Source organism: Falsiruegeria litorea R37, from assembly GCF_900172225.1.
Classification (GTDB): Bacteria; Pseudomonadota; Alphaproteobacteria; order Rhodobacterales; family Rhodobacteraceae; genus Falsiruegeria; species Falsiruegeria litorea.
In genome coordinates, this window is the sequence record NZ_FWFO01000001.1 from 2,126,900 (window position 1) to 2,150,834 (window position 23,935).

Here is a 23,935-nt window from a genome sequence, read left to right on the forward strand (position 1 = left end):
TCCTTAAAATCCGCGTGCTTGTGCGACGATATTCGCGTGATAGCCATAGTCGCCCAGCCATTCGGCACCGACCCGGGCCCGTTTCATGTAGAACCCCATGTCAAAGGCGTCGGTCATGCCAATCCCGCCGTGCATCTGCACGCCTTCCTGGACCGCCAATTGCACGGTATCCGTCGCACGGGCCTTGGCCAGCGACACAGCCAATGCCGCATTTTCGGGGTCTTCGTCCAATTTTCGACCTGCGTTCAAGATGGCCGAGGCGGTCACTTCGCACTCACACCACAGATGCGCAGCGCGGTGTTGCAAAGCTTGGAATGCGCCGATGGGCACGCCGAACTGCTTGCGCTCTTTCAGGTATGCGACGGTCATACCAAAGGCGCCAGCCGCAACACCGGCCATTTCTGCCGCCAGTGCAGCTTGCCCGGCCTCGATCGCTGGTTTCAGAACCGACATGGCGTCATCTACCTGTCCCAGAACATCTTCGCCGGTGGCCTCAACGTCATTGAACTCCACAGATGCAGCATTCCGGCTGTCGATCATCGATTTGGATTCGCGCTTGATACCCTTGCGATCTGCCGGCAGGTCGAACAAGGTCAGCCCCTCGCCCGTGCGCGCCAACACCAGCAGACGGTCTGCGTTGCCGCCATCCACCACAAACCCTTTGGAACCGTTCAGACGAAACCCGTTCCCCTCACGGTCCCCTCTCAACTGCGTGGCTTCTGGGTTGAACTTGGCGCTTTCGTCAACGGCCAAGGCATAAGTCACTTCACCCGATGCGATCCGCGCCAGCGCCCCGTTTGCCCGTTCGTCCGCCACCTGGCGCAGGGCTGTGGCCGCAATCACGGCAGTCGATATGAACGGGCTTGTCGCCAGGGTTTTGCCCATCTCTGTGGCAAGAACACAGGCTGCGGCATGGCCCATGTCCGAGCCCCCGGCGCTTTCAGGCACCAGAATACCGGCCCAGCCCATCTCGGCCATGGATTTCCACAAAGCCTTGTCTTCTGTCTGTCCCTCGTCCCGCAATCCGCGCAGATGTGACACAGGTGCGGCCTCGTCCAGGAATCCGCGCGCGGCATCGGCCAGCATGACCTCTTCTTCACTTGCAACAAGTTTTGCCATGATACCTTACCCCGGAAGTCCAAGAACACGTTTCGACAGGATCGAGAGCATCACTTCGGATGTGCCCCCCTCGATCGAATTGGCCTTGGTGCGCAGCCAGTTGGGCGCGCGCCCGTCGTCCCATTCCAGGGCATCCGAGCCACCAGCCGACATCAAAAGCTCAAGCCGCCGTTTGTTCAGTTCGGTCCCCATGTATTTGAGCATGGCCGACGCATCGCCAACGCTGCCGCCGGCCTCGGCCTGATCCTTGTAGCGCTCCAGCGTCAGTTCCACGGCCAGCGTGTCCACCTCGGCCCGCATCGCGTCACTGCGCAGGATCGGGTCGGTCTCTCCGGTATCGCTGTCGGCAATCACCGCGCCCAAAGGACGACCCGTGCCCATCGAGCCACCCGCGGCCGAGATCATTTCACGTTCATGGGTCAGCAGGTATTTGGCCACATCCCAGCCCCGATTGACGGTGCCAACAACCTGTTCCTTGGGGAATTTCACATCATCAAAGAAGGTCTCGCAAAACGGCGACACGCCCGAGATCAGCTTGATGGGCCGGGTCGAAACGCCCTCGGTTTCCATGTTGATCAGAACAAAAGAGATGCCCTTGTGCTTGGGCGCGTCCTTATCCGTGCGCACCAAGGCAAAGATCCAGTCGGCTTTGTCGGCATATGAGGTCCAGATCTTTTGACCATTCACCAGCCAATGATCTCCCTTGTCCTCACACTTGGTCTGCACATTGGCCAGGTCCGAGCCCGCGCCGGGTTCCGAATATCCCTGACACCAGCGCACCTCGCCGCGCGCAATCGGCGGCAAATAGTGCAGTTTCTGCTCATGCGTACCAAAGTGCAGCAGCGCCGGGCCAAGCATCCAGATGCCAAAGCTCTGCAACGGATAGCGGGCGTTGATCCGCGCCATTTCGGCGTGAAATACCTTCTCTTCGTCCCGGCTCAGACCCGCTCCGCCGTACTCTACCGGCCAGGTCGGCACCGTATACCCTTTGGTGACGCAGCGTTGCAGCCAGGTACGTTGGGCTTCTGACGTAAAGTTCCAGTTCTTTCCGCCCCAGCAGATGGTAGTCTCATCATTGCGACCATCGCGCATCTCTTGGGGGCAGCTTTCTTCAAGCCACGCACGCAATTCGGCCTGAAAGGTGCTTAGTTGCTCCGCTGTCTCTGACATGGTTCCTCCCACACGCAGATACCTGTTTCTCATCCCTGTTTCGCTGTGCAGAATTGCATTTCGAAATTCGATTGACAACATGGGAACCGGGGGAAAGACTTCACGTCAAATAGCAGTACGACATGCCCGCAAGGGTCAGGGAGACATCCAGATGAAAGCCATGCTCAGCACCGCCATAGGCGGCCCCGAAACCTTGGAATTGACCGAACTGCCGGATCCAGAGCCCAAAATGGGCGAGTTGATCGTTCGGGTTCGGGCGGCTGGTGTGAACTTCCCTGACACGCTGATGATCCGCGATCTGTACCAGATGAAACCACCCCGCCCCTTTGCGCCGGGTGGTGAGATCGCGGGCGAGGTTGTGGCCCTTGGCGAGGGTGTGTCGGGTTTTGAGGTCGGAGACCGTGTGCTGGCCCTGACCGGTCACGGCGGGTTCGCCACGCATCTGGCCCTCAAGGCTGCAAGCGCAATCAAGATCCCCGACGCGATGCCGTACGAGGATGCAGCCTGCTTCATCTTTACCTATGGTACCTCGCATCATGCGCTGAAGGACCGTGCGCAGATCAAGCCGGGCGAAAGCCTCTTGATCCTGGGTGCCGCTGGCGGCGTGGGCGTTGCCGCGATCGAGTTGGGAAAGGCCGCAGGTGCCAAGGTGATTGCAGCCGTGTCCTCCGAAGAGAAGGGCGCGTTCTGCCGTCAGGTCGGCGCGGACGAAGTGATCGTTTACCCCCGAGAATTGGACCGCGACGCGCAAAAGGCCCTGTCGGGCGAGATCAAGAAACTGGCAGGCCCCGATGGGGTCGACGTGGTCTATGACGCAGTTGGCGGCGACTATGCCGAACCAGCCCTGCGCGCCTTGGCCTGGAAAGGGCGGTTCCTGGTGGTGGGCTTCCCGGCCGGCATCCCGAGCATCCCGTTGAACCTGACCCTGCTCAAGGGCAGTCAGATTGTTGGCGTGTTCTGGGGCGCGTCCGTGTTTCGTGAACCGCAGGGGCATGCCGAAAACATGGCCGAACTGTTCCAGCTCTACGCCGAGGGTAAAGTCAAACCGCAGATCAGTGCGCGCTTTCCGCTCGCAGAGGCCCCCGCGGCCCTGGAAATGATGCAGGACCGCAAGGTGATGGGCAAAGTCGTCATCACGCTGGACTAAGCGAGATCAGGGCAAATGCGTGCAATCGTTGAACCCACGGACCACCATCGTGTCGCCCTTGATCACAAGGCGGCTGATCGATCCGTTGGCCGCGCCGTTGAACGCAAAGGGTGCAGACCCGCTGGCAATCGCCATCGCAGCACCAATCACGCCGCCATGGACAAAGGCCGCGACGCGCTGATCCGCGTGGTTGGTCGCGATCCGCAACAGCCCTGCCCGCACCCGCGCGTGCAGCTGCGCCGTGGTTTCGGCCCCCGGGATCTCTCCCCACTCCTGATTGGCCTTGGCGCGGGCAAACTCGGGCGCGCCCTCAGCCGCTTTGATCCGGTAGAGCCCCCCGTCCCAATCGCCCAAGGATACCTCACGCAGATCCGCCTCAACTGCAGGCGTCATGCCCAAATGCGCGGCCAACGGCGCGGCGGTCTGATGCGTTCGCACCAATGTGGTGACATAGATCGCATCCAGCGGCTCAGACTTCATCCGGTGGCCGACAGCCACCGCCTGCGCCTCGCCATTGGGATGCAGCGCCGGGTCGCCATGCCCGTCTTTCATAGGAAAGCTTTGACCCGGGATCGCGGCCTGGCTTTCGCCATGACGAATCAGGAAAAGATCCACGGCCCCTTTGGGCGGCTGGTAAACGCTTTGGCGGTATTCACGGGCCATTTCAAACTCTCTCAATCTGTCGGGCATTCAATCCCGCGCAGATTGAGCGCAACGACAAAGGAATTGCAATGACCACACGTGTATTGGACACCGGGACGGACAAACTGTTGGGCTCTGTCACCGACGGCGTCGCGACCCTGACCCTGAACAACCCCACCAAGCGCAACGCCCTGGGGGATGAGATGACCCCCGCCCTGCGACGGATGCTGCTGGAGACCGAGACAGACCCGGACGTGCGCGTGCTGGTCCTGACCGGGGCCGAGGGTGCCTTCTGCGCCGGTGGCGACATTGGTGGGATGGGTGACACGTTGGCGGGCGGCAAGACCCCCAACACCGACGACATGATCAGCCGTCTGCGAGAGGCGCAGAATACCGCCTCACTGCGCCTTTACGAATATTCCAAACCCACCATCGCCGCCCTGCCGGGAGCCGCGGCCGGTGCTGGAATGTCGATCGCATTGGCCTGCGATCTGCGGATTACCGGCGAAAGCGGTTTCCTCTATCCGGCGTTTGGCGCCATCGGGTTGAGCGGCGATTTCGGCGGGAGCTGGCTGCTGAGCCACTACATCGGCCCGGCCCGCGCCAAAGAGGTCTATTTCACAAACCACCGCATCCTCCCTGACGATGGGCTGGCGCTGGGCCTGTTCAACCGTGTGGTCGCGGACGAGGAACTGGAGAATGAAACCCAAGCGCTGGCCCAGCAGATTGCAGACTTTGCCCCCATGGCTTTGCGCTACATGAAGGAAAACCACAACCGCGCGCGCTCGACCGATCTGCGCACGGCCATGAACATGGAGGCGGACCGGATGATCCGCACCCTACTGAGCGAGGACCACAAAGAGGGTGCGCGCGCTTTCATGGAAAAGCGCAAGCCCGACTTCAAAGGGCAATAACCCATGCAAAATCGCAAGATCACCATCGCGGAGCTTCCCAAGGCGCAGCTAACGACAGAGCATTTCAGGCTGGAGAATGCAGAAATGCCCGTGCCTGCCAAAGGAGAGGTTCTGCTGCGCACCATCCTGATGTCCATCGACGCGGCCAACCGCTCGTGGATGCAGGGCGCCACCTATCGCGACGCGGTCAAAGTAGGGGACACGATGCCGACCTATGCGATATGCGAGGTGGTCGAGAGCCGATCGCCCCATGTTGCAATTGGTGACATCGTAGCCACGGAAAGCGTTTGGGCCGATTACGTGACGCGTCCTGGGGATGGGGTCGACAAGCTTCCGGATGCCCGTCCCTTGTCGCATCTGATGTCGGTCTATGGCATCGCGGGAAAAACCGCCTTTCATGGCCTGATCAACGTAGGCCGCCCCACTGCGGGCGAAACCGTGGTCGTCTCGGCCGCCGCCGGGTCAGTGGGCGGTTTCGTCGGCCAGATTGCCAAGGCATTGGGATGCCGTGTCGTCGGCATCGCCGGCGGCCCCGAGAAATGCGCTCGCGTGGTTGACGAGCTGGGTTTTGACGCCTGCGTCGACTATCGCGAACCGGGCCTCTTCAAGGCTTTGCGCACTGCCTGCCCTGATGGCATCGACGTCTATTTCGACAATGTCGGCGGTCAGATCCTGGAAACGGCCGTGTTCCAGATGAATACTCGTGGGCGCATCGTCTGTTGTGGCGCGATCAGCCAATATGACACCGATCAGATCACCGGCCCGCGCAACTTGCCCGGGCTGGTGGTGGTCAAACGCCTGCGTATGGAGGGTTTCATCGTCATGGATTTTGCCGATCAGGACGCCCCCGCCCTGCGCGCCTTGCGCCAATGGGTCGAGGCCGGACAGATCAAAATCAACGAGGACATAGTCGAGGGTTTGGAAAACGCACCCAAGGCCCTGATCGGTCTGCTGGCCGGAGACAACATTGGCAAACGCATGGTTCGGGTCGGCCCGGATCCACAGAATTGAGGGAGAGAGCAGATGAGCAAAATCGATGAGGCCGTTGCGCAGGACGAACAGAGGCTGGGACACGAGATCGGCGTGTCGAACTGGATCGAAGTGGATCAGGCCATGATCAACCAGTTCGCAACTGTCACGCATGATGAACAGTGGATTCATGTCGATCCCAAACGCGCGGCAGCGGAAACGCCGTTTGGCGGCACCATCGCCCATGGGTTCCTGTCACTGTCCTTGGCTAGCCGCTTTGCCTATGACTGCTTGCCGGTCTACGACGGGCAAGTCATGGGCATCAACTATGGCTTCAACAAGATTCGATTCCTTAGCCCGGTTACTGCCGGATCGCGCTTACGTGGGCGCTTTGTGCTGCGTGACATAAAGAAGCGATCAGAGAAAGAGCTCCAACGGGAAACAGGTTTGACGATCGAGATTGAAGGCAAGGACACCCCTGCTTTGGTCGCCGAGTGGTTGAGCCTAAGCATTTTCGAATAGGGTTGCATGGTTGACCATGGGCGCTTTTTTGCCGACAGCGCCGTGGCCCCATCCCCACAGTTCCCCATTTGCGCCCGTCACAACGCTGGACAGACACTCTTGTTCCTGAGTATCACGGCTGGTGAATGGGGAATTATTGAATATGAGTAGAATTCTGGTCCTGAATGGCCCGAACCTTAACCTGTTGGGAACACGCCAACCCGAGGTTTACGGCGGCACGACATTGAAAATGATCGAAGACGCCTGTCAGCAGCACGCCCAGGCGGCGGGTGCGATCGTGACCTGTTTTCAATCGAACCATGAAGGGGCCCTGATCGACGCCATTCACGCGGCCAAAGGCACCCAAGATGGCATTGTCCTGAATGCGGGCGCCTACACTCATACCTCTGTTGCTTTGATGGACGCCATCGCATCGGTCGAACTGCCCGTGATCGAGGTGCATCTGTCGAACATTCACGCCCGTGAACGGTTTCGCCATCACTCGTACATCGCACCCGTTGCAATTGGCCAAATCTGTGGTTTTGGGGCTCTGGGGTACAATCTTGCAATCGACGCACTTGTGGGCCACTTCAAAGAGCGATCAAAGGCATGACTCTTTCGGAATACCTTAACCACGTCTCCTGTGCGAAAACCCTAGAAGAGTTGTGGGCCGCGCATACCACCAAGATGGCAGATTTCGGCTTTGATCGACTGCTGTATGGCTATACGCGGTATAAGACTGAAACTTCGCTGGGTGATCCCGAAGATTTCGTAATCCTGTCCAATCACAGTCAGGATTACATCGACGGCTTTCTTCACTCTGGCCTCTATTTTCATGCACCGATGCTGCATTGGGCGCTAGAGCACGAAGGCGCAAAAAGCTGGCAGATGATCAACCAGATCATGGAAGACAAAACCATGACGGATGAGCAGCGCCAAGTGTATCAGTTCAACCTGTCCAAAGGCGTAACGGCTGGCTACACGGTGAGCTTCAATTCTGTGTCCGTGCGATCAAAAGGCGCCATTTCGCTGTGCGCCAAAGAGGGCATGACCCAGGAAGATGTCGACAGGGTCTGGGCCGCGCATGGCGAAGACATTCTGTTGATGAACAATGTTGCACATCTGAAAATTCTGACCTTGCCTTACACGGCACCCAATCGCAGCCTTACAAAACGGCAACGTGAAGCATTGGAATGGGTCGGTGACGGAAAAACCACCCAAGACATCGCCATTTTGATGGGCCTTACTTCGGCTACGGTGGAAAAACATTTGCGCCTTGCCCGCGAAGCACTTTCGGTCGAAACCACCGCGCAAGCGGTTCTGAAGGCGGCGCTGCACAATCAGATGTTTGTCATGGAAGTCTAAGTCACGGAAATGTTGTCATAAAAAAGTAGCATTACGTGAGGTAAGGAATTCATGACTTTCCGAAAATCCTATCTAGTTGCATGATGACACTGTTCCGTGAGTGGTGGCTTTAGCCAGGGAACGAAGGGTACTGATCCCCGTGATTTCGGGGCTCTCCGACCTGTTCGGTGTAGGGTTTGTATTGATCCATACTCGCACCGGAGAATTTGAGGGATCCCGTCCATCCCCATCAAAACGGGATCCCTCAATCATTTTTTAAGGACACGGGCTCGCCAATGGCGAGCCCGTTTTTCGTGCCCCATTGGGTTCATCAAGCGACGATCCTTTCGGCCAACGTCTAGACATCGAAACTGCAGCTGCGTGACACCGGAAGGGCTCCCGCACCCTCGCAGACCTGACTGCGTCAGCTCCACGAACGGCCTTGGGCCGGGCGCCTCGCCTACCGGCTCGGCGCGGTCCGGACCTTGGCCTGTCTCGCGCATTTGTTTCGATGGGGCATTGCGCCATAATCCCAGCGTTCGAACAATAAGCCGGCTACCGAGCGAAGCGAGGCCCAGCCCAACGGGAGGAGGTTTTTCGTCAGAAAAATTTCGACGGACGGGAGCTTTCCCTTGCCCCCTGCTCCACCGGTGTCACAAAGAAGAACCCCGCCGAACGAATGTTCGACGGGGCCCATCATCATTTCACTAAGCGAAGTCTTCACCTCGCCATATTAAGGCTTAGCCTTGAGCGGCTTTTGCCACTTCGGCGGCGAAGTCTTCTTTTTCGACTTCAATGCCTTCGCCAACTTCCAGACGCACGAAACCGGTGATCTCGGCGCCTGCCTCAGCGGCAGCTGCACCAACGGTCAGGTCGGGGTTCACAACGAACTGCTGGTTCAGCAGAGTCGATTCAGCGACGAACTTCTTCATGCGGCCAACGATCATCTTCTCAATGACCTGCTCCGGCTTGCCGGATTCGCGCGCGATGTCCATCTGGACCTGCTTTTCTTTCTCGATCACTGCCGCGTCCATGTCGGCTTCGGACAGAGCGGCAGGGTTCACAGCGGCGATGTGCATAGCAATCTGCTTGCCCAGGGCCTCGTCGCCGCCTTTCAGCGCAACCAGAACACCGATTTTGCCCATGCCAGCGGTGGCTGCGTTGTGGACGTAGCTCACAACAGTGTCACCTTCGAGCGACGCCATACGGCGCACCGACATGTTTTCACCGATGGTGGCGATCTTGTCGGTCAGCGTGTCAGCAACGGACTTGCCGCCCAGATCAGCAGCCAGCAGCGCGTCAACATCCGCAACACCCAGAGCAGCCTTGGCGATCCCGCCAACGAATTCCTGGAAGTCTGCGTTTTTGGCAACAAAGTCGGTTTCCGAGTTCACTTCGACAGCCACGCCCTTGCCACCGTCAACTACAACGGCGACCAGACCTTCGGCAGCGGTGCGGCCCGATTTCTTGGCAGCCTTGGCCAGACCTTTGGTGCGCAGCCAGTCAACGGCGGCTTCCATGTCGCCATCAGTTTCGGTCAGCGCCTTTTTGGCGTCCATCATGCCTGCGCCGGTCGAGTCGCGCAGTTCTTTCACGAGTGCTGCTGTGATTGCCATCTTTTGGCTCTCCTCAAATCAAAACGGATTTGGGGCAGGTCATACCCTGCCCCATATGTCAAAGCTGTGACAGTCGGGATCAGGCCTCGGCGGGCGCTTCTTCCGCGACGGCTTCTTCGACGGGTGCTTCTTCCATCGCGCCCAGGTCAACGCCTGCGGCACCCAGCTGAGCCGACATGCCGTCCAGAGCCGCACGAGCAGCCAGGTCGCAGTACAGAGCGATGGCGCGCGATGCGTCGTCGTTGCCGGGGATGATATAGTCAACACCGTCGGGCGAGCAGTTGGTGTCGACAATTGCCACAACCGGAATACCCAGCTTGTTGGCTTCGGCGATCGCCAGTGCTTCTTTTTTCACGTCGATGACGAACAGCAGATCCGGGGTGCCGCCCATTTCGCGGATACCGCCCAGCGACGCTTGCAGTTTGCCCTGGTCACGCTCCATGCCCAGACGCTCTTTCTTGGTCAGGCCTTCGGCGCCGCCTTCCATGGCTTCGTCGATCTGGTTCAGACGGTTGATCGACTGGGAAACGGTTTTCCAGTTGGTCAGCGTGCCACCCAGCCAGCGGTGGTTCATGTAGTACTGAGCCGACTTTTCAGCAGCTTCTGCGATCGGCTGAGCAGCCTGACGCTTGGTACCAACGAACAGAACGCGGCCACCTTTTGCAACGGTGTCACGCACGGCCTGCAGAGCCTGGTCCAGCATGGGAACAGTCTGTGTCAGGTCCATGATGTGGATGCCATTGCGCGAGCCGTAGATGAACGGCGACATGCGCGGGTTCCAACGCTGTGTCTGGTGACCAAAGTGAACGCCAGCTTCCAGCAGCTGACGCATGGTGAACTCGGGAAGAGCCATGCTCATTTTCCTTTCCGGTTTTCGCCTCGGCGGGGGTCTCGACGCGGATGCGCCAACCGGCGGACTTATCGGGGATGTCTCCCCCAACAGGCCCAAACCCCGCCTGCGGGTTTGAATGGCGCGCGTATAGTCCAGCTTTTACTGGGGCGCAAGGGGCTTTTGTGCGCTTTCCATCGCTTGGGTGTGACTTTCACGGATCACCCGCTCCATCTCGGCCGCCAATGCCTTGCGGTTGGGAAAATCGCGCACCGCAACCGGGGGGTGATAAATCAACTCGACCGCGCCTTGCTTGCGCGCAGCGAGCGTTTTGAGCAGATGTTCGCCAAACTCCATCTCACCCCACCAGCCGTAAAATCGCGCAGGCTGCCCCTTGGGCGCATGATAGATGACTGACACTGGCTGGACGTGCATGAAATCGCGCAAATGATCCGAGAAAAACGCTGCAAAAAGCGTGGTTTTGAATGGCAAAACCCGTAGCCCGTCGGTTGAGGTGCCTTCGGGAAAAAACAACAGTTTGTGCCCGGCTTTCAATCGGGTTTCGAACACTTCGGTCTGCTCTTTGGCCTTCTTGGGGTTGCGTTCGATGAATACGGTGCCCGTGGCCTTGGCCAGCGTGCCGATCCCGGGCCAGCCCGCCACCTCGGCCTTGGAGACAAAATAGACCCGCTTGCGCGCATTCAGCGAAAAGATATCCAGCCACGAGGTATGATTGGCCACCACCGCCCCGCGTTCGGTCATCAACTGACCGCTGATGCGGTGCTCCATCCCCAGAATGCGAAAGGCGTTGCGGCAGACAAATTGCACGATGAAAGGCGTCACCGGGCGTTTCATGCCAAAGAATGGCACCTCGATCAAACGCAGAAGCAAAAGCAGGATCAGGCACACTGAGATCAGCACGATCAGGGCCGAGCCGCGCAGCAGGATCAGCAGCCAGCCAACAAAGCCGATCTCGATCGGGTCCGGTGCCTCGTCACTTTCCCATGTGGCGTTCATGCGCTGCGCTCACCGGTATAAAGACGCCGCTGTTTCTCGTTCATCCGCGCCGTGTCCAGGATCAGACAAACGTCCGTGGTGTTGAATGCTTGGTCGATATAAGCCCCCTGCCCGACGAAACCGCCAAGCCGTAGATAGGCCTTGATCAAGGCCGGCACGTCAAGCATCGCCTTCCGACGATCCAGATCCTCGACCGCGACGCGGTTCATGTCGACAAAATGCTTCGCTTGAGTGCGCACGCGCAGATCCTCGGGCGCGAGGTGGTTGTGATGCAGCATCGACAGGGGCTGCGCTAGAGAGTCCACGTCTGTTCCGTGAAAGCTTGCGACGCCAAACAGAACCTCAACCTCATGCTCGGCCACATAGGCCGCCAAGCCGTTCCATAGGTGGAACATGGCCATGCCGCCGCGATAATCGGGGTGTAGGCAGGACCGCCCCAGTTCCAACAGCTTGCGACCGCTGTTTTTCAGGACGGTCAGGTCATACTCGTCTTCGGAATAGAACTGACCCAAGGCCCGCGCCTGTTCTCCGCGCAAAAGGCGGTAAACCCCCACAACCTCACCCGTTGTGTCATCTGACACCAGCATGTGATCAAAAAAGGGATCGAACCGGTCCTGCTCCAGGCCACGGTCGTGATCGACCATCTCTCCGCCGCCGCCCAGTTCGCGCACAAACACGTCATAGCGCAGCCGCTGTGCCGCCAGCAGTTCGTCGGCGGTTTCGGCGATCTTGACCGTGAATGTGGGTCCGGTTTCCGGCATTGGGGCAACTTCCGAAAGAGGCGCAAGAACTTGGCGGCAATTAGCCCGAAATCACCGGTATTGGCAACACGCCGCCGGAGATGCCGTATCCCGCGCACGTGTTAACCATTCGTCAACCAGTTTCACGGATCAAAGACCGGCATCAGCGCGATGCGTGAGCCATCGATCACCACCTTTCCCTGATCGCGAAAGTTGACCGTGATCTTGCCTGCGATGTTGGACTGCACCTGTCCAACACCCCAGTCGGGAAAATCGGGGTGGCGCACGTACATGCCAGGTGCAAGGATGGCATTCAGATCTGTCATGGCGCTCTCATTTTTGGGCGGATTGGCAGGTTCAATTCGGAGGTACCTCATGGGCGAAAGCAACGTCAACCTGGCCGCATTGATCGGCTCGCGGATCTGTCACGATCTGATCAGCCCCATCGGTGCCATCACCAACGGGCTGGAGCTGTTGGACATGGCCGGCGCGGTGCAGGGCCCCGAAATGGATTTGATCGCCGACAGCGTGGGCAACGCAGGCGCACGCATCCGCTTTTTCCGCATCGCCTTTGGTGCGGCGGGCGAGCAGCAGATGGGCCAGGCCGAGATCACCGCCCTGCTGGCGGACGTGAACAAGGGCAACCGCATCCAGGCTCATTGGGGTCCCATCGAGCCGGTGTCGCGCTCGGATGTGCGGATGGCCTTTTTGGCGCTGCAGTGCTGTGAAACCGCCCTGCCCTTTGGTGGTGACATCCGGATCAGCAAGCAGGACGATCAGTGGGACATCACCGGCACCGGGTCCAAGATCACGACAGCAGTCGATCTTTGGGAAGGTTTGACAAGAACCGATGGCCCTGCCCAGGTCTCGCCCGCGCAGGTGCAGTTTGCGCTATTGCCCGCCGTTGCCGCGGGAATGGGCCGTAGGCTGTCCTACGACCAAACCGACACGCAGATCACGATCCGGTATTGAACCGGATCGCCCTTGATCAGCTGCGGGTGGTTCCGTCGCCGGTGACCAGATACTTGAAGCTGGTCAACTGAGTTGCCCCCACCGGCCCCCGCGCATGCATCTTGCCGGTGGCGATGCCGATCTCGGCGCCCATTCCGAATTCACCGCCATCGGCAAACTGGGTCGACGCGTTGTGCATCAGGATGGCGCTGTCGAGACGGGTAAAGAACCGCTGTGCGGCCTCTTTGTCCTCGGTCATGATGCAATCGGTGTGGTTCGAGCCATAGGTCTGAATATGCGCGATCGCCCCGTCGATGTCTGCAACCGGGCGTGCAGCGATGATCATGTCCAGGAACTCTTTGCCCCAATCGGCATCGGTTGCAGCCAAAGTCTCATCGATCTGCAAGCCGCCTTCGGCATGCACCTCTACACCCGCCGCCAGCATCGCGTTGATGACATCGCGGCCCAGGGTGTCGACCACGTCCTGATGGATCAGCAGGCATTCCGCCGCACCACAGATGCCTGTACGCCGGGTCTTGGCGTTCATCACCACATCCAGTGTCTTTTGCAAATCAGCGGCCTTGTCGATGTAGATGTGCACGATGCCTTCGAGATGGGCAAAAACCGGCACGCGCGCCTCGCGCTGAACCAGGCCCACCAGGCCCTTGCCGCCACGGGGCACGATAACATCGACATAGTCGGTCATGGTCAGCAGCTCGGACACCGCCGCACGGTCCCGGGTCGGCACCAGTTGGATCGCATCTTCGGGCAGACCAGCGACTTTCAGCCCTTCAACCAGGCAATCACGGATCGCACCAGAGGAATGGAAGCTTTCCGAGCCACCGCGCAAGATTACCGCATTGCCTGATTTCAGGCAGAGCGCACCTGCGTCGGCGGTCACGTTGGGACGGCTTTCATAAATCACCCCGATCACGCCCAAAGGCGTGCGCACGCGTTGGATGTGCAGCCCGCTCGGCATGTCCCATTCGGTCATCACTTCACCAACGGGATCGTTTTGTTGCGCGACCGTGCGCAAACCATCAACCATGCCCTGAACCCGCGCCTCGTCCAGCATGAGACGGTCCATCATCGCCGGGCTCAGCCCCTTATCGCGGCCAAATTCCAGATCTTTGGCGTTGGCTTCGATGATCTCGGCCCGGCGCGCCCAAACGGTGTCAGCCGCCGCCATGAGTGCGGAGGTCTTTTGCTCGGCGCTGGCAAAGCCCAACTCACGCGAAGCGGCTTTGGCACGGGCGCCCAGATCAGCCATGAGCGCGGGAATGTTGTCGAGATCTTTCATGTCGGTTGCCTTTGGTCGGGTGCGGGGCAGTTTGAATTTACGCCGCGCGCAGATGGATTTGAAGCAAGAAGAGGCTCAAAGCGCCATGTCGTCGCGATGGATCAACGCAGCACGCCCCGGGTAGCCCAAAGTTGGCTCGATATCCGAAGACCGGCGGCCCTTGATGGCATCCGCTTCCTGCGCGGTGTAACGGCTAAGCCCCTGACCCAGCTTGCGCGCATTGGTGTCCATGATCGCCACCGGATCGCCCCGGCCAAAATCACCGGTCACTTCGGTGACGCCAGCTGGCAGCAGACTCTTGCCATTGCCAAGCGCGCCAGCGGCACCTGCATCCACGATGATCTCACCACGCGGTTTCATCGCCGCGATCCAGCGTTTGCGCGCGGCTTGCGGGTCCAAAGTAGCGGTAAACCAAGTGGAATTTGCGCCATTTTCTAGCGTTTTCAACGGGTTCAGGGGCGACCCTTCGGTGATCGCCATATCACATCCCGCCGCCGTGGCCATCTTGGCCGCCATCAGCTTGGTCTTCATCCCACCTTTGGACAGACCCGATCCCGCATCGCCCGCCATCTCCTCGATCTCGGGCGTGATGTCGTCGATCACATCATATCGGGTGGCATCGGGGTCATCGCTGGGATTGCCAGTATAAAACCCGTCCACGTCCGACAGCAGGATCAGCTGATCTGCCCCCACCGTCACGGCAATCTGCGCCGCCAAACGATCGTTGTCGCCATAGCGGATTTCGTCCGTGGCCACAGTGTCATTCTCGTTGACGATCGGAACCACACCCAGCGACAGCAGCGTTTCCAGCGTTGCGCGCGAGTTCAGATAGCGGCGGCGGTTTTCACTGTCTTCCAGCGTCACCAGAACCTGCGCCGTCTTGATATCGTGAGGCGTCAGCGCCTCTTCATAGGCGCGGGCGAGACGGATCTGCCCCACGGCTGCCGCGGCCTGCGATTGTTCCAGCGACAGTGCCGTCATCGGCAAGCCCAGAACACCCCGTCCCAGAGCAATCGAGCCCGAGGATACCAGGATCACATCCGTTCCGTTGCTTTTCAGCCAGGCCACATCAGCCGCCAGCGAATGCAGCCAATCGGCGCGCAGATCGCCGGTGTCACGATCAACCAGCAGGGCCGAGCCGATCTTGATGACGATCCGCTGCGCAGTCGTCAGGGTTGCCAAGGCTCGTCCTCCTCGACAGGTTTATAGCGCAGGCGATCTTCGTCGATCTGGGTCCGCAGCGCGCGCAGCACCTCTGTCACGCCCGATTTCGCGACGCCGGACATGGTCATGACCTTGTGACCAACGGCCTCTTCCAGGGCTGCGCGGGCCTCTTCCTGTTCTTCTTCGTCCAAAGCATCGATCTTGTTGAGCACAGTCACGCGCGGTTTGTCCGCCAGATGACCGCCGTATGCTTCAAGCTCGGTGATGATCGTCTGATAATCTTCGGCCACGGTTTCAGACGTGCCGTCAACCAGGTGCAGCAGCACCGCGCAGCGTTCGACGTGACCAAGGAAGCGATCGCCAATCCCGCGCCCCTCGGAAGCGCCAGCGATGAGACCCGGAATGTCGGCGATGACAAACTCGACACCGTCCACGCCCACGACGCCCAGGTTCGGGTGCAGTGTGGTAAAAGGATAGTCCGCAATCTTGGGCCGCGCGTTCGAAGTCGCCGCCAGGAACGTCGACTTGCCCGCATTTGGCAGGCCCAGCAGGCCCACATCCGCAATCAGTTTCAGGCGAAGCCACAGGGTGCGTTCCACGGCTTCTTGACCCGGGTTGGCCCGGCGCGGCGCCTGGTTGGTCGCGCTTTTGAAGTGCAGGTTGCCGAAGCCACCGTTGCCCCCACGCGCCAGTTGGATGCGATCACCAACGGCTGTAAGGTCGGCAATCACCGTCTCTTGATCCTCATCCAGGATCTCGGTCCCCACGGGCACACGCAGAATGATATCGTCACCATCCTTGCCGGTGCGCTGCTGGCCCTTGCCGGGCTGGCCGTTCTTGGCAAAGAAATGCTGCTGATAGCGGAAATCGATCAGCGTGTTCAGCCCCTCGACCGCCTCGGCCCAGACCGAACCACCCTTGCCGCCATCACCACCATCGGGTCCACCATACTCCATGAACTTTTCACGGCGAAAGCTGACACAGCCGCTGCCGCCTGCGCCCGAGCGGATATAGACCTTGGCCAGATCCAGGAATTTCATCGTTTCATCCTTCTCACGCTGCGCCACATGCGCCGCAAGCAGGCCTCTGACCTGCCGAAAACTGTTTAGATCCCGCGTTTACCTCAAGGCCCCAAGGAAAGAAAGCGCTATGCGCCCTCACCCTTGTCTGCGTTGTCGGCCAAACTCTATACTGAGGCTCATAGTTCATTTTTGTAGTTGGAATTAACCATGAAGTACTACGCATTCCTGCCCGTTGTTCTGGCCATCGCGGCCTGCGAGAACTCGGGCGCAAGTTACACCCCAATTGTTGATGGCCCAAAGGGCGCGACCTATCAGACGGATCTGGCCGAATGTCAGGCCCTTGCCGCCAGCAAGCCCATCGTTGATGGCGACACAGCCGGGGCGACGGCAGTTGGTGTCGTCGGCGGTGCGGCAACAAGCGCGATCATCAACGACAGCTCAGACGATTTGGGCCGCGCCGCAGCCGTTGGTGCCCTGGCCGCGATCACGGCTGATGCTGTCAGCAAAACCGAAGCCCGCAAAAACATCGTCATCACCTGCATGCGCGGGCGCGGCCACAACGTAATCGGCTGATCGCCCAACATGACTGGCAAGCCCCGGCAAGGGACCTGCCGCTTCACGCCGGCTTACAGTTTGCGGCTGTAGGTCCAGGTTGGCACTGCTGCATCGCGCGCCACCGAAAAGCTTTCGGCGTCACCCAGATACTGAAATCCGCAATGGGTCAGGACCCGGGCCGAGGCCGGGTTGTCCTGAAACACGCTGGCGAACATATTGGCGCTGCCCAGTGGGTTGGCGACAACCAGCGCTTCGACCGCCATCGACGCAAGGCCCGTGTTCCAGAAAATCGGCGCAACCCAATAGCCGACTTCGGCCTGATCACGGTCCATCTTCTGAAGCGAGATCAACCCCATCAGCTCGGGCCCGTCATCCTTGGTCCCATCCATGGCCCAGACGTCCTCGTCCCGGTCTTCCGCCATGGCGCGGGCGACAAAGGCCTCGGTCGCGGCCGGCGGCAGCGGGTGTGGGATGGACGTGGTCATGCGTGCGACACGTTCATCGGATGCGTAATGCTCAATCAGCCCCATATCCGACTTGCGCAAGGGGCGCAGGTCGAACCGCTCGGTTTCAATGACCGGCTGGTTGATTATTGTATCCAGTTTCATATGTGCGCTCCTCCTCCGAACAACACAAAAAGAACGGACAAGACGGTCAAGGCCGCCAGTGTCCTCATCAAATATTTCTCGGCAGGCCGTCCTGCAACCGCCTGAGCAATTTTATCGCCCGCAAAAGTCCAGATCGGGTGCAACACCAACTGGCAACTCAACAAAACGAGAGCGATTGTCAGCGTCGCCTCGAACGTGGATGTGCCTGCAGACACAAAGCCGGTAAATCCCGCCACGATCATCGCCCATGCCTTGGGGTTGAGCGGGTGCACGATCAACCCGGCCAAAAATCCGGGCGCCTTGTCCTGCCCCGTGCCAACCGACAGGCGCAGGTTCGCAACCTTCCACGCCAACCAGCAAATGTACGTAGCCGAAGCATATTTCAAAACCGTAAACAGCCACGGCACCTGGTCGGCCAGCTCCATCAACCCATAGCCCACAGGCCAGATCACCAATTGCTTACCCAAAGCCACCCCTAACACAAACGGCAACGCCGAGCGAAACCCATAGCGCGCACCTGTCGCCAGCAGGGCCATATTGGCCGGCCCTGGCGTGCCGACCTGGCTGGCGGCAAAGATCAGGAAACTGGTGGTAGCGACGGGCATGGGTGAATTGTCTTCAAGCCTTGGTGAATTGGTGGATATGGAACGAGAAAGGGGACCGGCGTTTCCGCCGATCCCCCTGATTTTGACTTAACCTTCAGGTTACGGCTGTTACTCGGCAGCTTCTGCGACGGGCAGTACGGAAATGAAGGTGCGCTTTTTCAGTCCCTTGTGGAACTTCACGGCGCCGTCGACAGTTGCAAAGATGGTGTGATCTTTGCCCATGCCAACGCCTTCGCCCGGCCAGAATTTGGTGCCGCGCTGGCGCACGATGATGTTGCCCGCGTTTGCAGCCTGACCACCATACAGTTTTACGCCAAGACGACGACCAGCAGAGTCGCGACCGTTACGGGAGGAACCGCCAGCTTTTTTATGTGCCATTCTCTCTCTCCTTAGCCTTGAGCCAATTCTTTGGCCTGCTCAACCCATTCGGGTTTCACTTTGACCGTCTCGATAGCAGCAATCTGCTCGTCCGACAAGGCGGCCAGGGCAGCAAAGCTGGTGATCCCTGCGTCAACCAGCTTGGCAGCGGCGGCAGGGCCGACACCGTTCAGCTTGGTCAGGTCGTCCGAACCCGCAGCAGCGGCAGGTGCCTCTGCTTTGGCTTCTGCCTTGGCAGCGGCCGGAGCAGCCTTGACGCCAGACTTGTCTGCACCCGAAGTCAGGATCTCGGTGATCCGAACCAGGGTCAGCTTCTGACGGTGGCCTTTGGTGCGCTTCGAGCTGTGCTTACGACGGCGCTTGACGAAATGGATGACCTTTTCGCCTTTGATCTGGTCGATGACTTCGGCCTGAACCGCAGCACCGTCCACGAACGGGGCACCCACAACCGGAGCGTCGCCGCCCAGCATCAGGATGTCGTTGAATTGAACTGTTTCGCCAGCATCTGCAGCCAATTTTTCAACGCGGAGCGTGTCGCCCGCCTGAACTTTGTACTGCTTGCCGCCAGTCTTGAGGACCGCAAACATGCGTCTTTCCTTTTTCTACCGCGTTCTTCGGTCCCCGGTTCCGGGCGTTCTTGGCCCCCGATTCACACGAGGTACCACCTGCAAACAGCGCGCCATTGTTAGGCGAATTCATGCCCTTAGGGGCAAAACGATAACGAAACCCGGCGCGGGATTCCGTGCCGGGATGGGCGCTTATTGTCGGATTGGGGGTTAAAGTCAACCGAAATCAGAGGCTTCACAGGTCAGTCGCCTGCAACGCGCGGGACACAGCCACCCCAAGATCATAAGAAATCCCATTGTAAAGGTCATCGAACCCTTCGAACAGGGCCGTATTCAGGGCAACACCCGCATCGGTGCGGGAAAAGGCGATGTTGTCTTTCATCTCTTGCTCACTGAGCGGACTGTAGGCAAGCATCAGGAAACTGTAGAGCCATGCGGTCGTGTCAGCACGAATGTCATCGCGGCCCTCAAGGATGGTGGCCAGCATGCCCTGATCGTCCTGCTCTCCGCCCTGCCCCTCGGACATGCCAAGGAAAAAGCTGTAGTCGGCGGTCAATGCGCCGTCGACATTCTGCTCGATCAGGTTGTTGATTTCGATATAGCGGGTCAGCTGCTGGAGGAACCGGTCATCTTCGGGGGTGGCCTCAAATCGTTCCATAGCGGCATCTTCGATGGTGGTATCCGAAAACGCGCGCCGGGCCGAATTTTCCAGCGTGATGATGCGCTGCCCCAGGTCACTTTCGAAAAACGCCACAGTGTCCTGCAACTGCTCTGGGTTCAGATGCGCTTCCAGCCCTTCGCGAACAACGCCGAAAATCCGCTCTTCGGTGTAGATGTCGGAAATGACCCGCGCAAAATGCGCCCCGCCTTGGCCCGCCAGCATATCCTCGTCGATTGTGGCGCCATATCGCAGCCCCTCTTCCCGCAGGATTTCGGCGACCTCATCCAGCTTCATCGCGCGCGTCAGTCGGTCGAGATCGCTGTCGGCCCAAACCGGCACCGCAACCGCAGCCAACGCAGCGGCGACAGCCAGGACCCCTCGCCGCAGCATCAGATATCCTGCCCTGGATGCAGGTCGGCCATCTGTCTCGCCAGCACTTCGAACCGGTTGGCCATAATCTCGTACTGCACCGCGTTGAGCAGTTCATAGACCTGTTGCATCTCGGGTTCCTCCAGGGCTTCGGTGTAATCTTCGACCTCGTCATCCGAGAATGCCTGATAGGTATAAGCCGCCCCCGCCAAAGCGGATTTTTGCAAGGCCACGCGCAGCTCATCCTCGTTCTCGCGCATCATTGCCCGCAAACCATCAGCGTCCAGACGCAACTCCACCACCCCGGCCGCACTGGCCGCCAACAGAAAGCGGATCTGAATTTCTTGCAGGGCGCGCAAGGCGGTCTCGGTCCCCGAGATCGCCAAATTCATCCGGTTCAAGACCTCGATCCGAGGTGATCCTATGCGCACCAACCCCGCGACAATGGCCCGGCCTTGATCCTGTTTCAACGTATCGTCTTCGACCATGTGCGAGGCGTTTTCCGCCTCGACCAGTCGCTGACCGAGATCGCTGCCATAGAACGCAACCGCGTGATCCAGAATATCGCTGTCCAGCGTCTGCTCAAGAATACCGACGGCCATCTCATGCATCTGCTCGGTGTCAAAGACCTGTTTGGTCAGGCGGCTCCAATCGGCGCCAAAATCCCCCGGCTCCAACCCCAACATTGTCGGCGCCGAAGAAGATGTGAGCGCAATACTGTTCAACGCAACGTCGAACCCGGTGGTCTCCAGAAATGCTTCGATCTGGTCACGGTCTGCAGCGTCGGCACGCTGCGGTATCAGCGCCGACGCAAGGGCAAGAAACGCAAGGAACGCCGGAACAGCGAAAGAAACGAGGCGCAGCTGTGCGCGGGGGGCAAGAGTACTCATGACAAGAAACCTAAGGGTTTTCGGCATCGGAACAATGGAAAATCGATCTTTGTCAAAAAACCGAAAAAATGTGCTTGCACACCCCCGCGGTTATCACTAAATCCCCCCCTCACAGACCCCCGCGGAGAGGTGCCGGAGTGGTCGAACGGGGCGGTCTCGAAAACCGTTGTGGGTGCAAGCCCACCCAGGGTTCGAATCCCTGTCTCTCCGCCACTATCCCCCTGAAATTCAAAGATAATTCACGCATTTCAGGGCGTAGTGTGCTTTCTGCCATTGGAGATATTTTCAAGCAAAGGTGTCATACTATGACCCCTTTTGGGCCTCCCGGCTATGCCGACTATGCCCCCTTGGGCCGGTTTCTATGCCCCTTCCCACCGCTGACAGCACTCTCCAACCATGAAAAAAGGGACCCCGCAATCACGGGATCCCTTCGTCATTTTACTTGGCGTTTCTTATCGAATTCCGTTGTCACCATCCGCGGAAACTCGGGCCTTTTCTTCTTCTGTAAGATACCTGAGATAGTACCGTTCAGTTGTCAGCACCGACCCATGGCCGATGTATTTCTGGACGCGATAGATAGACCAGCCTTCCTTGAGGCGTTCGATGGCAAATTTGTGCCTCAGATCATGAAGTCGGGCATTGAACCCTGTTTCCTGTCCGTATTCCCAGAAGAGGTTCGACGGATCCTTGTAGTAGCCATGTTCTGTGGAATTCCAGAACACGTAGGGCGAGGCATTTGATCGCGGGATCTTCAACAGAATGTCGATAACCTCTTGTCGCAATGCGATTGCTCGAACCTTCTTGCCCTTGGTGTTTCTCAAAATCGCCTGAACGTTCCCTTCAACGGGGTTTTCGAAGCCCGAGATATCCGACCAGAGCAACATCGCCATCTCAGTCACACGGCCACCAGTGGCATCCAGGAATTTGGGAAAGTAGAACAAAGTGCCTGGTGCCCGCGCCGACAGCTTCTGAATGCTGGCTTCTGACGGTGGAACAATAACGGGCAGAATCTCTTTCATTCCTTGCTTTTCATAGTTTTGAACCGGATTTGTTTCGATCCATCCGTCATTTTTGATCGACCTCATGAGATTTGCGAACGCTGTCAGATCCCGATTGATGGTAGACACCGTCACCCCTTCTGCGCGCCTACGTGACACGAATTCTGATACAACGGCTGTCGTAATTTCGGCTGCCATCAAATCTTTGATGTTACAACCAATGTCGTCGCAGTACCCGTCGATAACACGCAGGATCTGTCGCAGGCTGCACCTATAGCGTTTACGCGTCTCGGCACCCCACGAGCTGCTTTCCAAACCCAAAACGTCATAGAATTTGGCAAGGCCAGCACCAAAGCTCCAATCCAATTCACCAGCCTCATCCAGTCCTCTCAGTTCCTTTATGCGGCCTTTGGCTTTTTTCTCCGCGACTCTTTGAGAAGTTGTGCGAAGCGACTCTCGATGGGTGACGCCGTGGATCTTGACCCGGAGCCACCAATACTTGCTGTTATTTGGCTTGAAGATGTTTTTTGGTTTTTCTTCTTTGTTAGACATTTGCTGCCCTCATTTATCCATATTAGGGCCAGGTCGTGGTCGAACGTCCAGACACCGCCATGTTTGACGGCGCCTGGAATGTCGTCGTTTGCCGCGTGCTGCGTGATCGCCCTTCGGGACTTACCACTCAGCTTTGCGACGACCGGCGTCCTGAGCCTCGGTTTCATCGTTTCGAGGACATTTGCCGTTTCCTCAGAAACCGAAATTTTTGTTTGATTGGTTTGAATGCTCATCGTTGTGCCTCCAGCACGAGGGTGTGTTTGCGTAGCCGGGAGGTGTGTTCAGGGTGAAAAATGCGAAAAAAGATTGGACACGGTTTGATAGCGATGCCGAGGTCCGGTAATCCCTTACTCTGCTTCATCATTCCGAAAGTTTGCAGACCAACTTGTTCCGTCTCAGCCCGCCTCCTGGTTCACAGGAGACGGGTGAAGACACAATCTCACCCGAACTGATCAGCGATGATGCGGGCACGCCTGAGGTCGATCACGTGCTGTCGGGCATGTTTGAAGGACTTCCATGTTTCGATCAGATCGCGCCCATGCTCCAACTCATGGCTGCGCAACTCATCACCACGTGTATTCCGATAAAGAGCACGGGTCCCGTAGTCTTCGAGAAGAGTGTTGAGGTGCTCGACTATGACCTTCTCGAAGACCTCCAGGACGGTTTCATCCTGCATGTCGAACAGGATACCATCCATGAGGCGTTCGAGTGTCGGCGTCATTTGCCTCAGCCGCCGCCCACCGACATCGATGTTTGTGTCACGCCACTCCCAGACGAACCAGCGAGCAGTTTTGACGGCTCTGAGGGCGGATCGCTCGAGAGGGGTTTCTGGATCGAATTCTGTGTTGAATTGCATCTGGAACCCTCCTTCACGCAGCGATACTGAGGTCGAAGGCAGGCACATCGCAGACGGCATCGATGGCTCTCATGTGGTCTTCCAACTGGTCCGAAAGCAGGCAGATATCCTCGACCATCGGGTCTTCCGGGTCGATGCCAGCGAAGAGCACGGTTTCGATGCGCTCGGGATCCCCAACATTTTGCAGGGTAAAAACCTGATGCAGCGCGACCAGATCCTGCCGGACGCGGCGATTCAGCTCTCGGCTCACCACCAGATGGTCGAGCAGGTGCTGAACCCTTCTCAGCGCCCAACTGCCACCGAGAACGAGAGCAGCGTTCTGCAGGGCCTCATTGTGCTCTGCGAGGAAATTCAGCAGCGCACGGGTGGCTGCGGTTTCTTGATCGAACATAGGATACTCCTTTTCCTTGTTTGCTGATGATCAAGAAGCTCTGCGGGGTGAATTGTTCGGA

The 23,935-nt window shown here is 58.7% G+C and carries 28 protein-coding genes and 1 tRNA gene; 9 read left to right on the top strand and 20 right to left on the bottom strand.

Annotation, left to right across the window (positions count from 1 at the left end; translation table 11 throughout):
• Positions 1 to 3: 3 nt before the first annotated feature.
• Positions 4 to 1,119 carry an acyl-CoA dehydrogenase family protein gene (locus TRL7639_RS10390; protein ID WP_207559653.1) on the bottom strand — a complete coding sequence of 372 codons (1,116 nt, stop codon included), beginning with the start codon at positions 1,117 to 1,119 and terminating at the stop codon, positions 4 to 6.
• 6 nt (positions 1,120 to 1,125) lie between these two features.
• A complete protein-coding gene (locus tag TRL7639_RS10395; RefSeq protein ID WP_085795604.1) occupies positions 1,126 to 2,289 on the bottom strand; it encodes an acyl-CoA dehydrogenase family protein in 1,164 nt (387 codons plus the stop codon).
• Positions 2,290 to 2,440: 151 nt separating this feature from the next.
• Between TRL7639_RS10395 and TRL7639_RS10400 the strand changes: the two genes are divergently transcribed.
• Positions 2,441 to 3,436 carry an NADPH:quinone oxidoreductase family protein gene (locus TRL7639_RS10400; protein ID WP_085795605.1) on the top strand — a complete coding sequence of 332 codons (996 nt, stop codon included), beginning with the start codon at positions 2,441 to 2,443 and terminating at the stop codon, positions 3,434 to 3,436.
• 6 nt (positions 3,437 to 3,442) lie between these two features.
• On the opposite strand, the gene TRL7639_RS10405 is transcribed toward TRL7639_RS10400, so the two are convergent.
• The gene (locus tag TRL7639_RS10405) at positions 3,443 to 4,099 is read right to left on the bottom strand and encodes a histidine phosphatase family protein (protein ID WP_085795606.1); all 657 of its coding nucleotides are present in this window, start codon (positions 4,097 to 4,099) and stop codon (positions 3,443 to 3,445) included.
• A 68-nt stretch (positions 4,100 to 4,167) separates the two neighbouring features.
• On the opposite strand from TRL7639_RS10405, the gene TRL7639_RS10410 reads away from it, so the two are divergent.
• From TRL7639_RS10410 to TRL7639_RS10430, 5 genes are all read left to right on the top strand, one after another.
• Positions 4,168 to 4,992: an enoyl-CoA hydratase gene (locus TRL7639_RS10410; RefSeq protein WP_085795607.1), complete on the top strand. Its 825-nt coding sequence runs from the start codon at positions 4,168 to 4,170 to the stop codon at positions 4,990 to 4,992.
• Positions 4,993 to 4,995: 3 nt separating this feature from the next.
• Positions 4,996 to 6,003 (top strand): NADP-dependent oxidoreductase, encoded by a 1,008-nt coding sequence (locus TRL7639_RS10415; RefSeq protein WP_085795608.1) that lies wholly within the window; start codon positions 4,996 to 4,998, stop codon positions 6,001 to 6,003.
• A 12-nt stretch (positions 6,004 to 6,015) separates the two neighbouring features.
• Positions 6,016 to 6,483: a MaoC family dehydratase gene (locus TRL7639_RS10420; protein WP_085795609.1), complete on the top strand. Its 468-nt coding sequence runs from the start codon at positions 6,016 to 6,018 to the stop codon at positions 6,481 to 6,483.
• Between the two features lie 142 nt (positions 6,484 to 6,625).
• The gene (gene aroQ / locus TRL7639_RS10425) at positions 6,626 to 7,075 is read left to right on the top strand and encodes a type II 3-dehydroquinate dehydratase (RefSeq protein ID WP_085795610.1); all 450 of its coding nucleotides are present in this window, start codon (positions 6,626 to 6,628) and stop codon (positions 7,073 to 7,075) included.
• A complete protein-coding gene (locus tag TRL7639_RS10430; RefSeq protein WP_085795611.1) occupies positions 7,072 to 7,827 on the top strand; it encodes a LuxR family transcriptional regulator in 756 nt (251 codons plus the stop codon). Before aroQ ends, TRL7639_RS10430 begins: the two co-directional genes overlap by 4 nt.
• Positions 7,828 to 8,546: 719 nt before the next feature.
• On the opposite strand, the gene tsf is transcribed toward TRL7639_RS10430, so the two are convergent.
• From tsf to TRL7639_RS10460, 5 genes are all read right to left on the bottom strand, one after another.
• The gene (gene tsf, locus TRL7639_RS10440) at positions 8,547 to 9,422 is read right to left on the bottom strand and encodes a translation elongation factor Ts (protein ID WP_085795613.1); all 876 of its coding nucleotides are present in this window, start codon (positions 9,420 to 9,422) and stop codon (positions 8,547 to 8,549) included.
• 79 nt (positions 9,423 to 9,501) lie between these two features.
• Complete coding sequence (gene rpsB, locus TRL7639_RS10445) at positions 9,502 to 10,275, bottom strand: 30S ribosomal protein S2 (protein ID WP_085795614.1); 774 nt, start codon at positions 10,273 to 10,275, stop codon at positions 9,502 to 9,504.
• 138 nt (positions 10,276 to 10,413) lie between these two features.
• Positions 10,414 to 11,268: a lyso-ornithine lipid O-acyltransferase gene (olsA, locus tag TRL7639_RS10450; protein ID WP_085795615.1), complete on the bottom strand. Its 855-nt coding sequence runs from the start codon at positions 11,266 to 11,268 to the stop codon at positions 10,414 to 10,416.
• Positions 11,265 to 12,029 (bottom strand): L-ornithine N(alpha)-acyltransferase, encoded by a 765-nt coding sequence (gene olsB, locus TRL7639_RS10455; RefSeq protein WP_085795616.1) that lies wholly within the window; start codon positions 12,027 to 12,029, stop codon positions 11,265 to 11,267. Before olsB ends, olsA begins: the two co-directional genes overlap by 4 nt.
• A gap of 122 nt (positions 12,030 to 12,151) precedes the next feature.
• Positions 12,152 to 12,334, bottom strand: a complete 183-nt coding sequence (locus tag TRL7639_RS10460) for a DUF3553 domain-containing protein (protein ID WP_085795617.1) — start codon at positions 12,332 to 12,334, stop codon at positions 12,152 to 12,154.
• Between the two features lie 49 nt (positions 12,335 to 12,383).
• Between TRL7639_RS10460 and TRL7639_RS10465 the strand changes: the two genes are divergently transcribed.
• Positions 12,384 to 12,980 (top strand): histidine phosphotransferase family protein, encoded by a 597-nt coding sequence (locus TRL7639_RS10465; protein WP_085795618.1) that lies wholly within the window; start codon positions 12,384 to 12,386, stop codon positions 12,978 to 12,980.
• A gap of 16 nt (positions 12,981 to 12,996) precedes the next feature.
• On the opposite strand, the gene TRL7639_RS10470 is transcribed toward TRL7639_RS10465, so the two are convergent.
• The 3 genes from TRL7639_RS10470 to obgE all read right to left on the bottom strand — a co-directional run bounded on the left by TRL7639_RS10470 (position 12,997) and on the right by obgE (position 16,463).
• On the bottom strand, positions 12,997 to 14,259 hold the full coding sequence (locus TRL7639_RS10470) for a glutamate-5-semialdehyde dehydrogenase (protein WP_085795619.1): 1,263 nt from the start codon (positions 14,257 to 14,259) through the stop codon (positions 12,997 to 12,999).
• A 75-nt stretch (positions 14,260 to 14,334) separates the two neighbouring features.
• Positions 14,335 to 15,441 carry a glutamate 5-kinase gene (gene proB / locus TRL7639_RS10475; RefSeq protein WP_085795620.1) on the bottom strand — a complete coding sequence of 369 codons (1,107 nt, stop codon included), beginning with the start codon at positions 15,439 to 15,441 and terminating at the stop codon, positions 14,335 to 14,337.
• A complete protein-coding gene (gene obgE, locus TRL7639_RS10480) occupies positions 15,429 to 16,463 on the bottom strand; it encodes a GTPase ObgE (RefSeq protein WP_085795621.1) in 1,035 nt (344 codons plus the stop codon). The genes proB and obgE overlap by 13 nt, the downstream gene beginning before the upstream one ends.
• Before the next feature lie 189 nt (positions 16,464 to 16,652).
• Here obgE and TRL7639_RS10485 point away from each other — a divergent pair, with 189 nt between their 5' ends.
• Complete coding sequence (locus tag TRL7639_RS10485) at positions 16,653 to 17,018, top strand: glycine zipper family protein (protein WP_085795622.1); 366 nt, start codon at positions 16,653 to 16,655, stop codon at positions 17,016 to 17,018.
• Positions 17,019 to 17,071: 53 nt separating this feature from the next.
• On the opposite strand, the gene TRL7639_RS10490 is transcribed toward TRL7639_RS10485, so the two are convergent.
• The 6 genes from TRL7639_RS10490 to TRL7639_RS10515 all read right to left on the bottom strand — a co-directional run bounded on the left by TRL7639_RS10490 (position 17,072) and on the right by TRL7639_RS10515 (position 21,077).
• Positions 17,072 to 17,608 (bottom strand): GNAT family N-acetyltransferase, encoded by a 537-nt coding sequence (locus TRL7639_RS10490; RefSeq protein WP_085795623.1) that lies wholly within the window; start codon positions 17,606 to 17,608, stop codon positions 17,072 to 17,074.
• On the bottom strand, positions 17,605 to 18,213 hold the full coding sequence (locus TRL7639_RS10495; RefSeq protein WP_085795624.1) for a LysE family translocator: 609 nt from the start codon (positions 18,211 to 18,213) through the stop codon (positions 17,605 to 17,607). The genes TRL7639_RS10490 and TRL7639_RS10495 overlap by 4 nt, the downstream gene beginning before the upstream one ends.
• 108 nt (positions 18,214 to 18,321) lie before the next feature.
• Positions 18,322 to 18,591 carry a 50S ribosomal protein L27 gene (gene rpmA, locus TRL7639_RS10500; protein WP_085795625.1) on the bottom strand — a complete coding sequence of 90 codons (270 nt, stop codon included), beginning with the start codon at positions 18,589 to 18,591 and terminating at the stop codon, positions 18,322 to 18,324.
• Between the two features lie 11 nt (positions 18,592 to 18,602).
• Positions 18,603 to 19,178, bottom strand: a complete 576-nt coding sequence (locus TRL7639_RS10505) for a 50S ribosomal protein L21 (protein ID WP_085795626.1) — start codon at positions 19,176 to 19,178, stop codon at positions 18,603 to 18,605.
• 214 nt (positions 19,179 to 19,392) lie between these two features.
• On the bottom strand, positions 19,393 to 20,208 hold the full coding sequence (locus TRL7639_RS10510) for a DUF2059 domain-containing protein (RefSeq protein WP_085795627.1): 816 nt from the start codon (positions 20,206 to 20,208) through the stop codon (positions 19,393 to 19,395).
• Positions 20,208 to 21,077 (bottom strand): DUF2059 domain-containing protein, encoded by an 870-nt coding sequence (locus tag TRL7639_RS10515; RefSeq protein ID WP_207559654.1) that lies wholly within the window; start codon positions 21,075 to 21,077, stop codon positions 20,208 to 20,210. The genes TRL7639_RS10510 and TRL7639_RS10515 overlap by 1 nt, the downstream gene beginning before the upstream one ends.
• A gap of 123 nt (positions 21,078 to 21,200) precedes the next feature.
• On the opposite strand from TRL7639_RS10515, the gene TRL7639_RS10520 reads away from it, so the two are divergent.
• A tRNA-Ser gene (locus tag TRL7639_RS10520) sits at positions 21,201 to 21,290 on the top strand.
• A 239-nt stretch (positions 21,291 to 21,529) separates the two neighbouring features.
• Here the strand turns inward: TRL7639_RS10520 and TRL7639_RS10525 are convergent.
• The 3 genes from TRL7639_RS10525 to TRL7639_RS10535 all read right to left on the bottom strand — a co-directional run bounded on the left by TRL7639_RS10525 (position 21,530) and on the right by TRL7639_RS10535 (position 23,874).
• Positions 21,530 to 22,627 carry a tyrosine-type recombinase/integrase gene (locus tag TRL7639_RS10525; RefSeq protein WP_085795628.1) on the bottom strand — a complete coding sequence of 366 codons (1,098 nt, stop codon included), beginning with the start codon at positions 22,625 to 22,627 and terminating at the stop codon, positions 21,530 to 21,532.
• A gap of 439 nt (positions 22,628 to 23,066) precedes the next feature.
• Positions 23,067 to 23,483, bottom strand: coding sequence for a hypothetical protein (locus TRL7639_RS10530; protein ID WP_085795629.1), 417 nt, complete (start codon positions 23,481 to 23,483; stop codon positions 23,067 to 23,069).
• 13 nt (positions 23,484 to 23,496) lie between these two features.
• Positions 23,497 to 23,874, bottom strand: coding sequence for a hypothetical protein (locus TRL7639_RS10535; RefSeq protein WP_085795630.1), 378 nt, complete (start codon positions 23,872 to 23,874; stop codon positions 23,497 to 23,499).
• Positions 23,875 to 23,935 lie beyond the last annotated feature (61 nt).

Bases quoted from the DNA above. Each gene is read 5' to 3' on its own strand.
- TRL7639_RS10390 (WP_207559653.1), bottom strand. From the start codon at position 1,119: ATGGCAAAACTTGTTGCAAGTGAAGAAGAGGTCATGCTGGCCGATGCC.
- TRL7639_RS10395 (WP_085795604.1), bottom strand. From the start codon at position 2,289: ATGTCAGAGACAGCGGAGCAACTAAGCACCTTTCAGGCCGAATTGCGT.
- TRL7639_RS10400 (WP_085795605.1), top strand. From the start codon at position 2,441: ATGAAAGCCATGCTCAGCACCGCCATAGGCGGCCCCGAAACCTTGGAA.
- TRL7639_RS10405 (WP_085795606.1), bottom strand. From the start codon at position 4,099: ATGGCCCGTGAATACCGCCAAAGCGTTTACCAGCCGCCCAAAGGGGCC.
- TRL7639_RS10410 (WP_085795607.1), top strand. From the start codon at position 4,168: ATGACCACACGTGTATTGGACACCGGGACGGACAAACTGTTGGGCTCT.
- TRL7639_RS10415 (WP_085795608.1), top strand. From the start codon at position 4,996: ATGCAAAATCGCAAGATCACCATCGCGGAGCTTCCCAAGGCGCAGCTA.
- TRL7639_RS10420 (WP_085795609.1), top strand. From the start codon at position 6,016: ATGAGCAAAATCGATGAGGCCGTTGCGCAGGACGAACAGAGGCTGGGA.
- aroQ (WP_085795610.1), top strand. From the start codon at position 6,626: ATGAGTAGAATTCTGGTCCTGAATGGCCCGAACCTTAACCTGTTGGGA.
- TRL7639_RS10430 (WP_085795611.1), top strand. From the start codon at position 7,072: ATGACTCTTTCGGAATACCTTAACCACGTCTCCTGTGCGAAAACCCTA.
- tsf (WP_085795613.1), bottom strand. From the start codon at position 9,422: ATGGCAATCACAGCAGCACTCGTGAAAGAACTGCGCGACTCGACCGGC.
- rpsB (WP_085795614.1), bottom strand. From the start codon at position 10,275: ATGGCTCTTCCCGAGTTCACCATGCGTCAGCTGCTGGAAGCTGGCGTT.
- olsA (WP_085795615.1), bottom strand. From the start codon at position 11,268: ATGAACGCCACATGGGAAAGTGACGAGGCACCGGACCCGATCGAGATC.
- olsB (WP_085795616.1), bottom strand. From the start codon at position 12,029: ATGCCGGAAACCGGACCCACATTCACGGTCAAGATCGCCGAAACCGCC.
- TRL7639_RS10460 (WP_085795617.1), bottom strand. From the start codon at position 12,334: ATGACAGATCTGAATGCCATCCTTGCACCTGGCATGTACGTGCGCCAC.
- TRL7639_RS10465 (WP_085795618.1), top strand. From the start codon at position 12,384: ATGGGCGAAAGCAACGTCAACCTGGCCGCATTGATCGGCTCGCGGATC.
- TRL7639_RS10470 (WP_085795619.1), bottom strand. From the start codon at position 14,259: ATGAAAGATCTCGACAACATTCCCGCGCTCATGGCTGATCTGGGCGCC.
- obgE (WP_085795621.1), bottom strand. From the start codon at position 16,463: ATGAAATTCCTGGATCTGGCCAAGGTCTATATCCGCTCGGGCGCAGGC.
- TRL7639_RS10485 (WP_085795622.1), top strand. From the start codon at position 16,653: ATGAAGTACTACGCATTCCTGCCCGTTGTTCTGGCCATCGCGGCCTGC.
- TRL7639_RS10490 (WP_085795623.1), bottom strand. From the start codon at position 17,608: ATGAAACTGGATACAATAATCAACCAGCCGGTCATTGAAACCGAGCGG.
- TRL7639_RS10495 (WP_085795624.1), bottom strand. From the start codon at position 18,213: ATGCCCGTCGCTACCACCAGTTTCCTGATCTTTGCCGCCAGCCAGGTC.
- rpmA (WP_085795625.1), bottom strand. From the start codon at position 18,591: ATGGCACATAAAAAAGCTGGCGGTTCCTCCCGTAACGGTCGCGACTCT.
- TRL7639_RS10505 (WP_085795626.1), bottom strand. From the start codon at position 19,178: ATGTTTGCGGTCCTCAAGACTGGCGGCAAGCAGTACAAAGTTCAGGCG.
- TRL7639_RS10510 (WP_085795627.1), bottom strand. From the start codon at position 20,208: ATGCTGCGGCGAGGGGTCCTGGCTGTCGCCGCTGCGTTGGCTGCGGTT.
- TRL7639_RS10515 (WP_207559654.1), bottom strand. From the start codon at position 21,077: ATGAGTACTCTTGCCCCCCGCGCACAGCTGCGCCTCGTTTCTTTCGCT.
- TRL7639_RS10525 (WP_085795628.1), bottom strand. From the start codon at position 22,627: ATGTCTAACAAAGAAGAAAAACCAAAAAACATCTTCAAGCCAAATAAC.
- TRL7639_RS10530 (WP_085795629.1), bottom strand. From the start codon at position 23,483: ATGCAATTCAACACAGAATTCGATCCAGAAACCCCTCTCGAGCGATCC.
- TRL7639_RS10535 (WP_085795630.1), bottom strand. From the start codon at position 23,874: ATGTTCGATCAAGAAACCGCAGCCACCCGTGCGCTGCTGAATTTCCTC.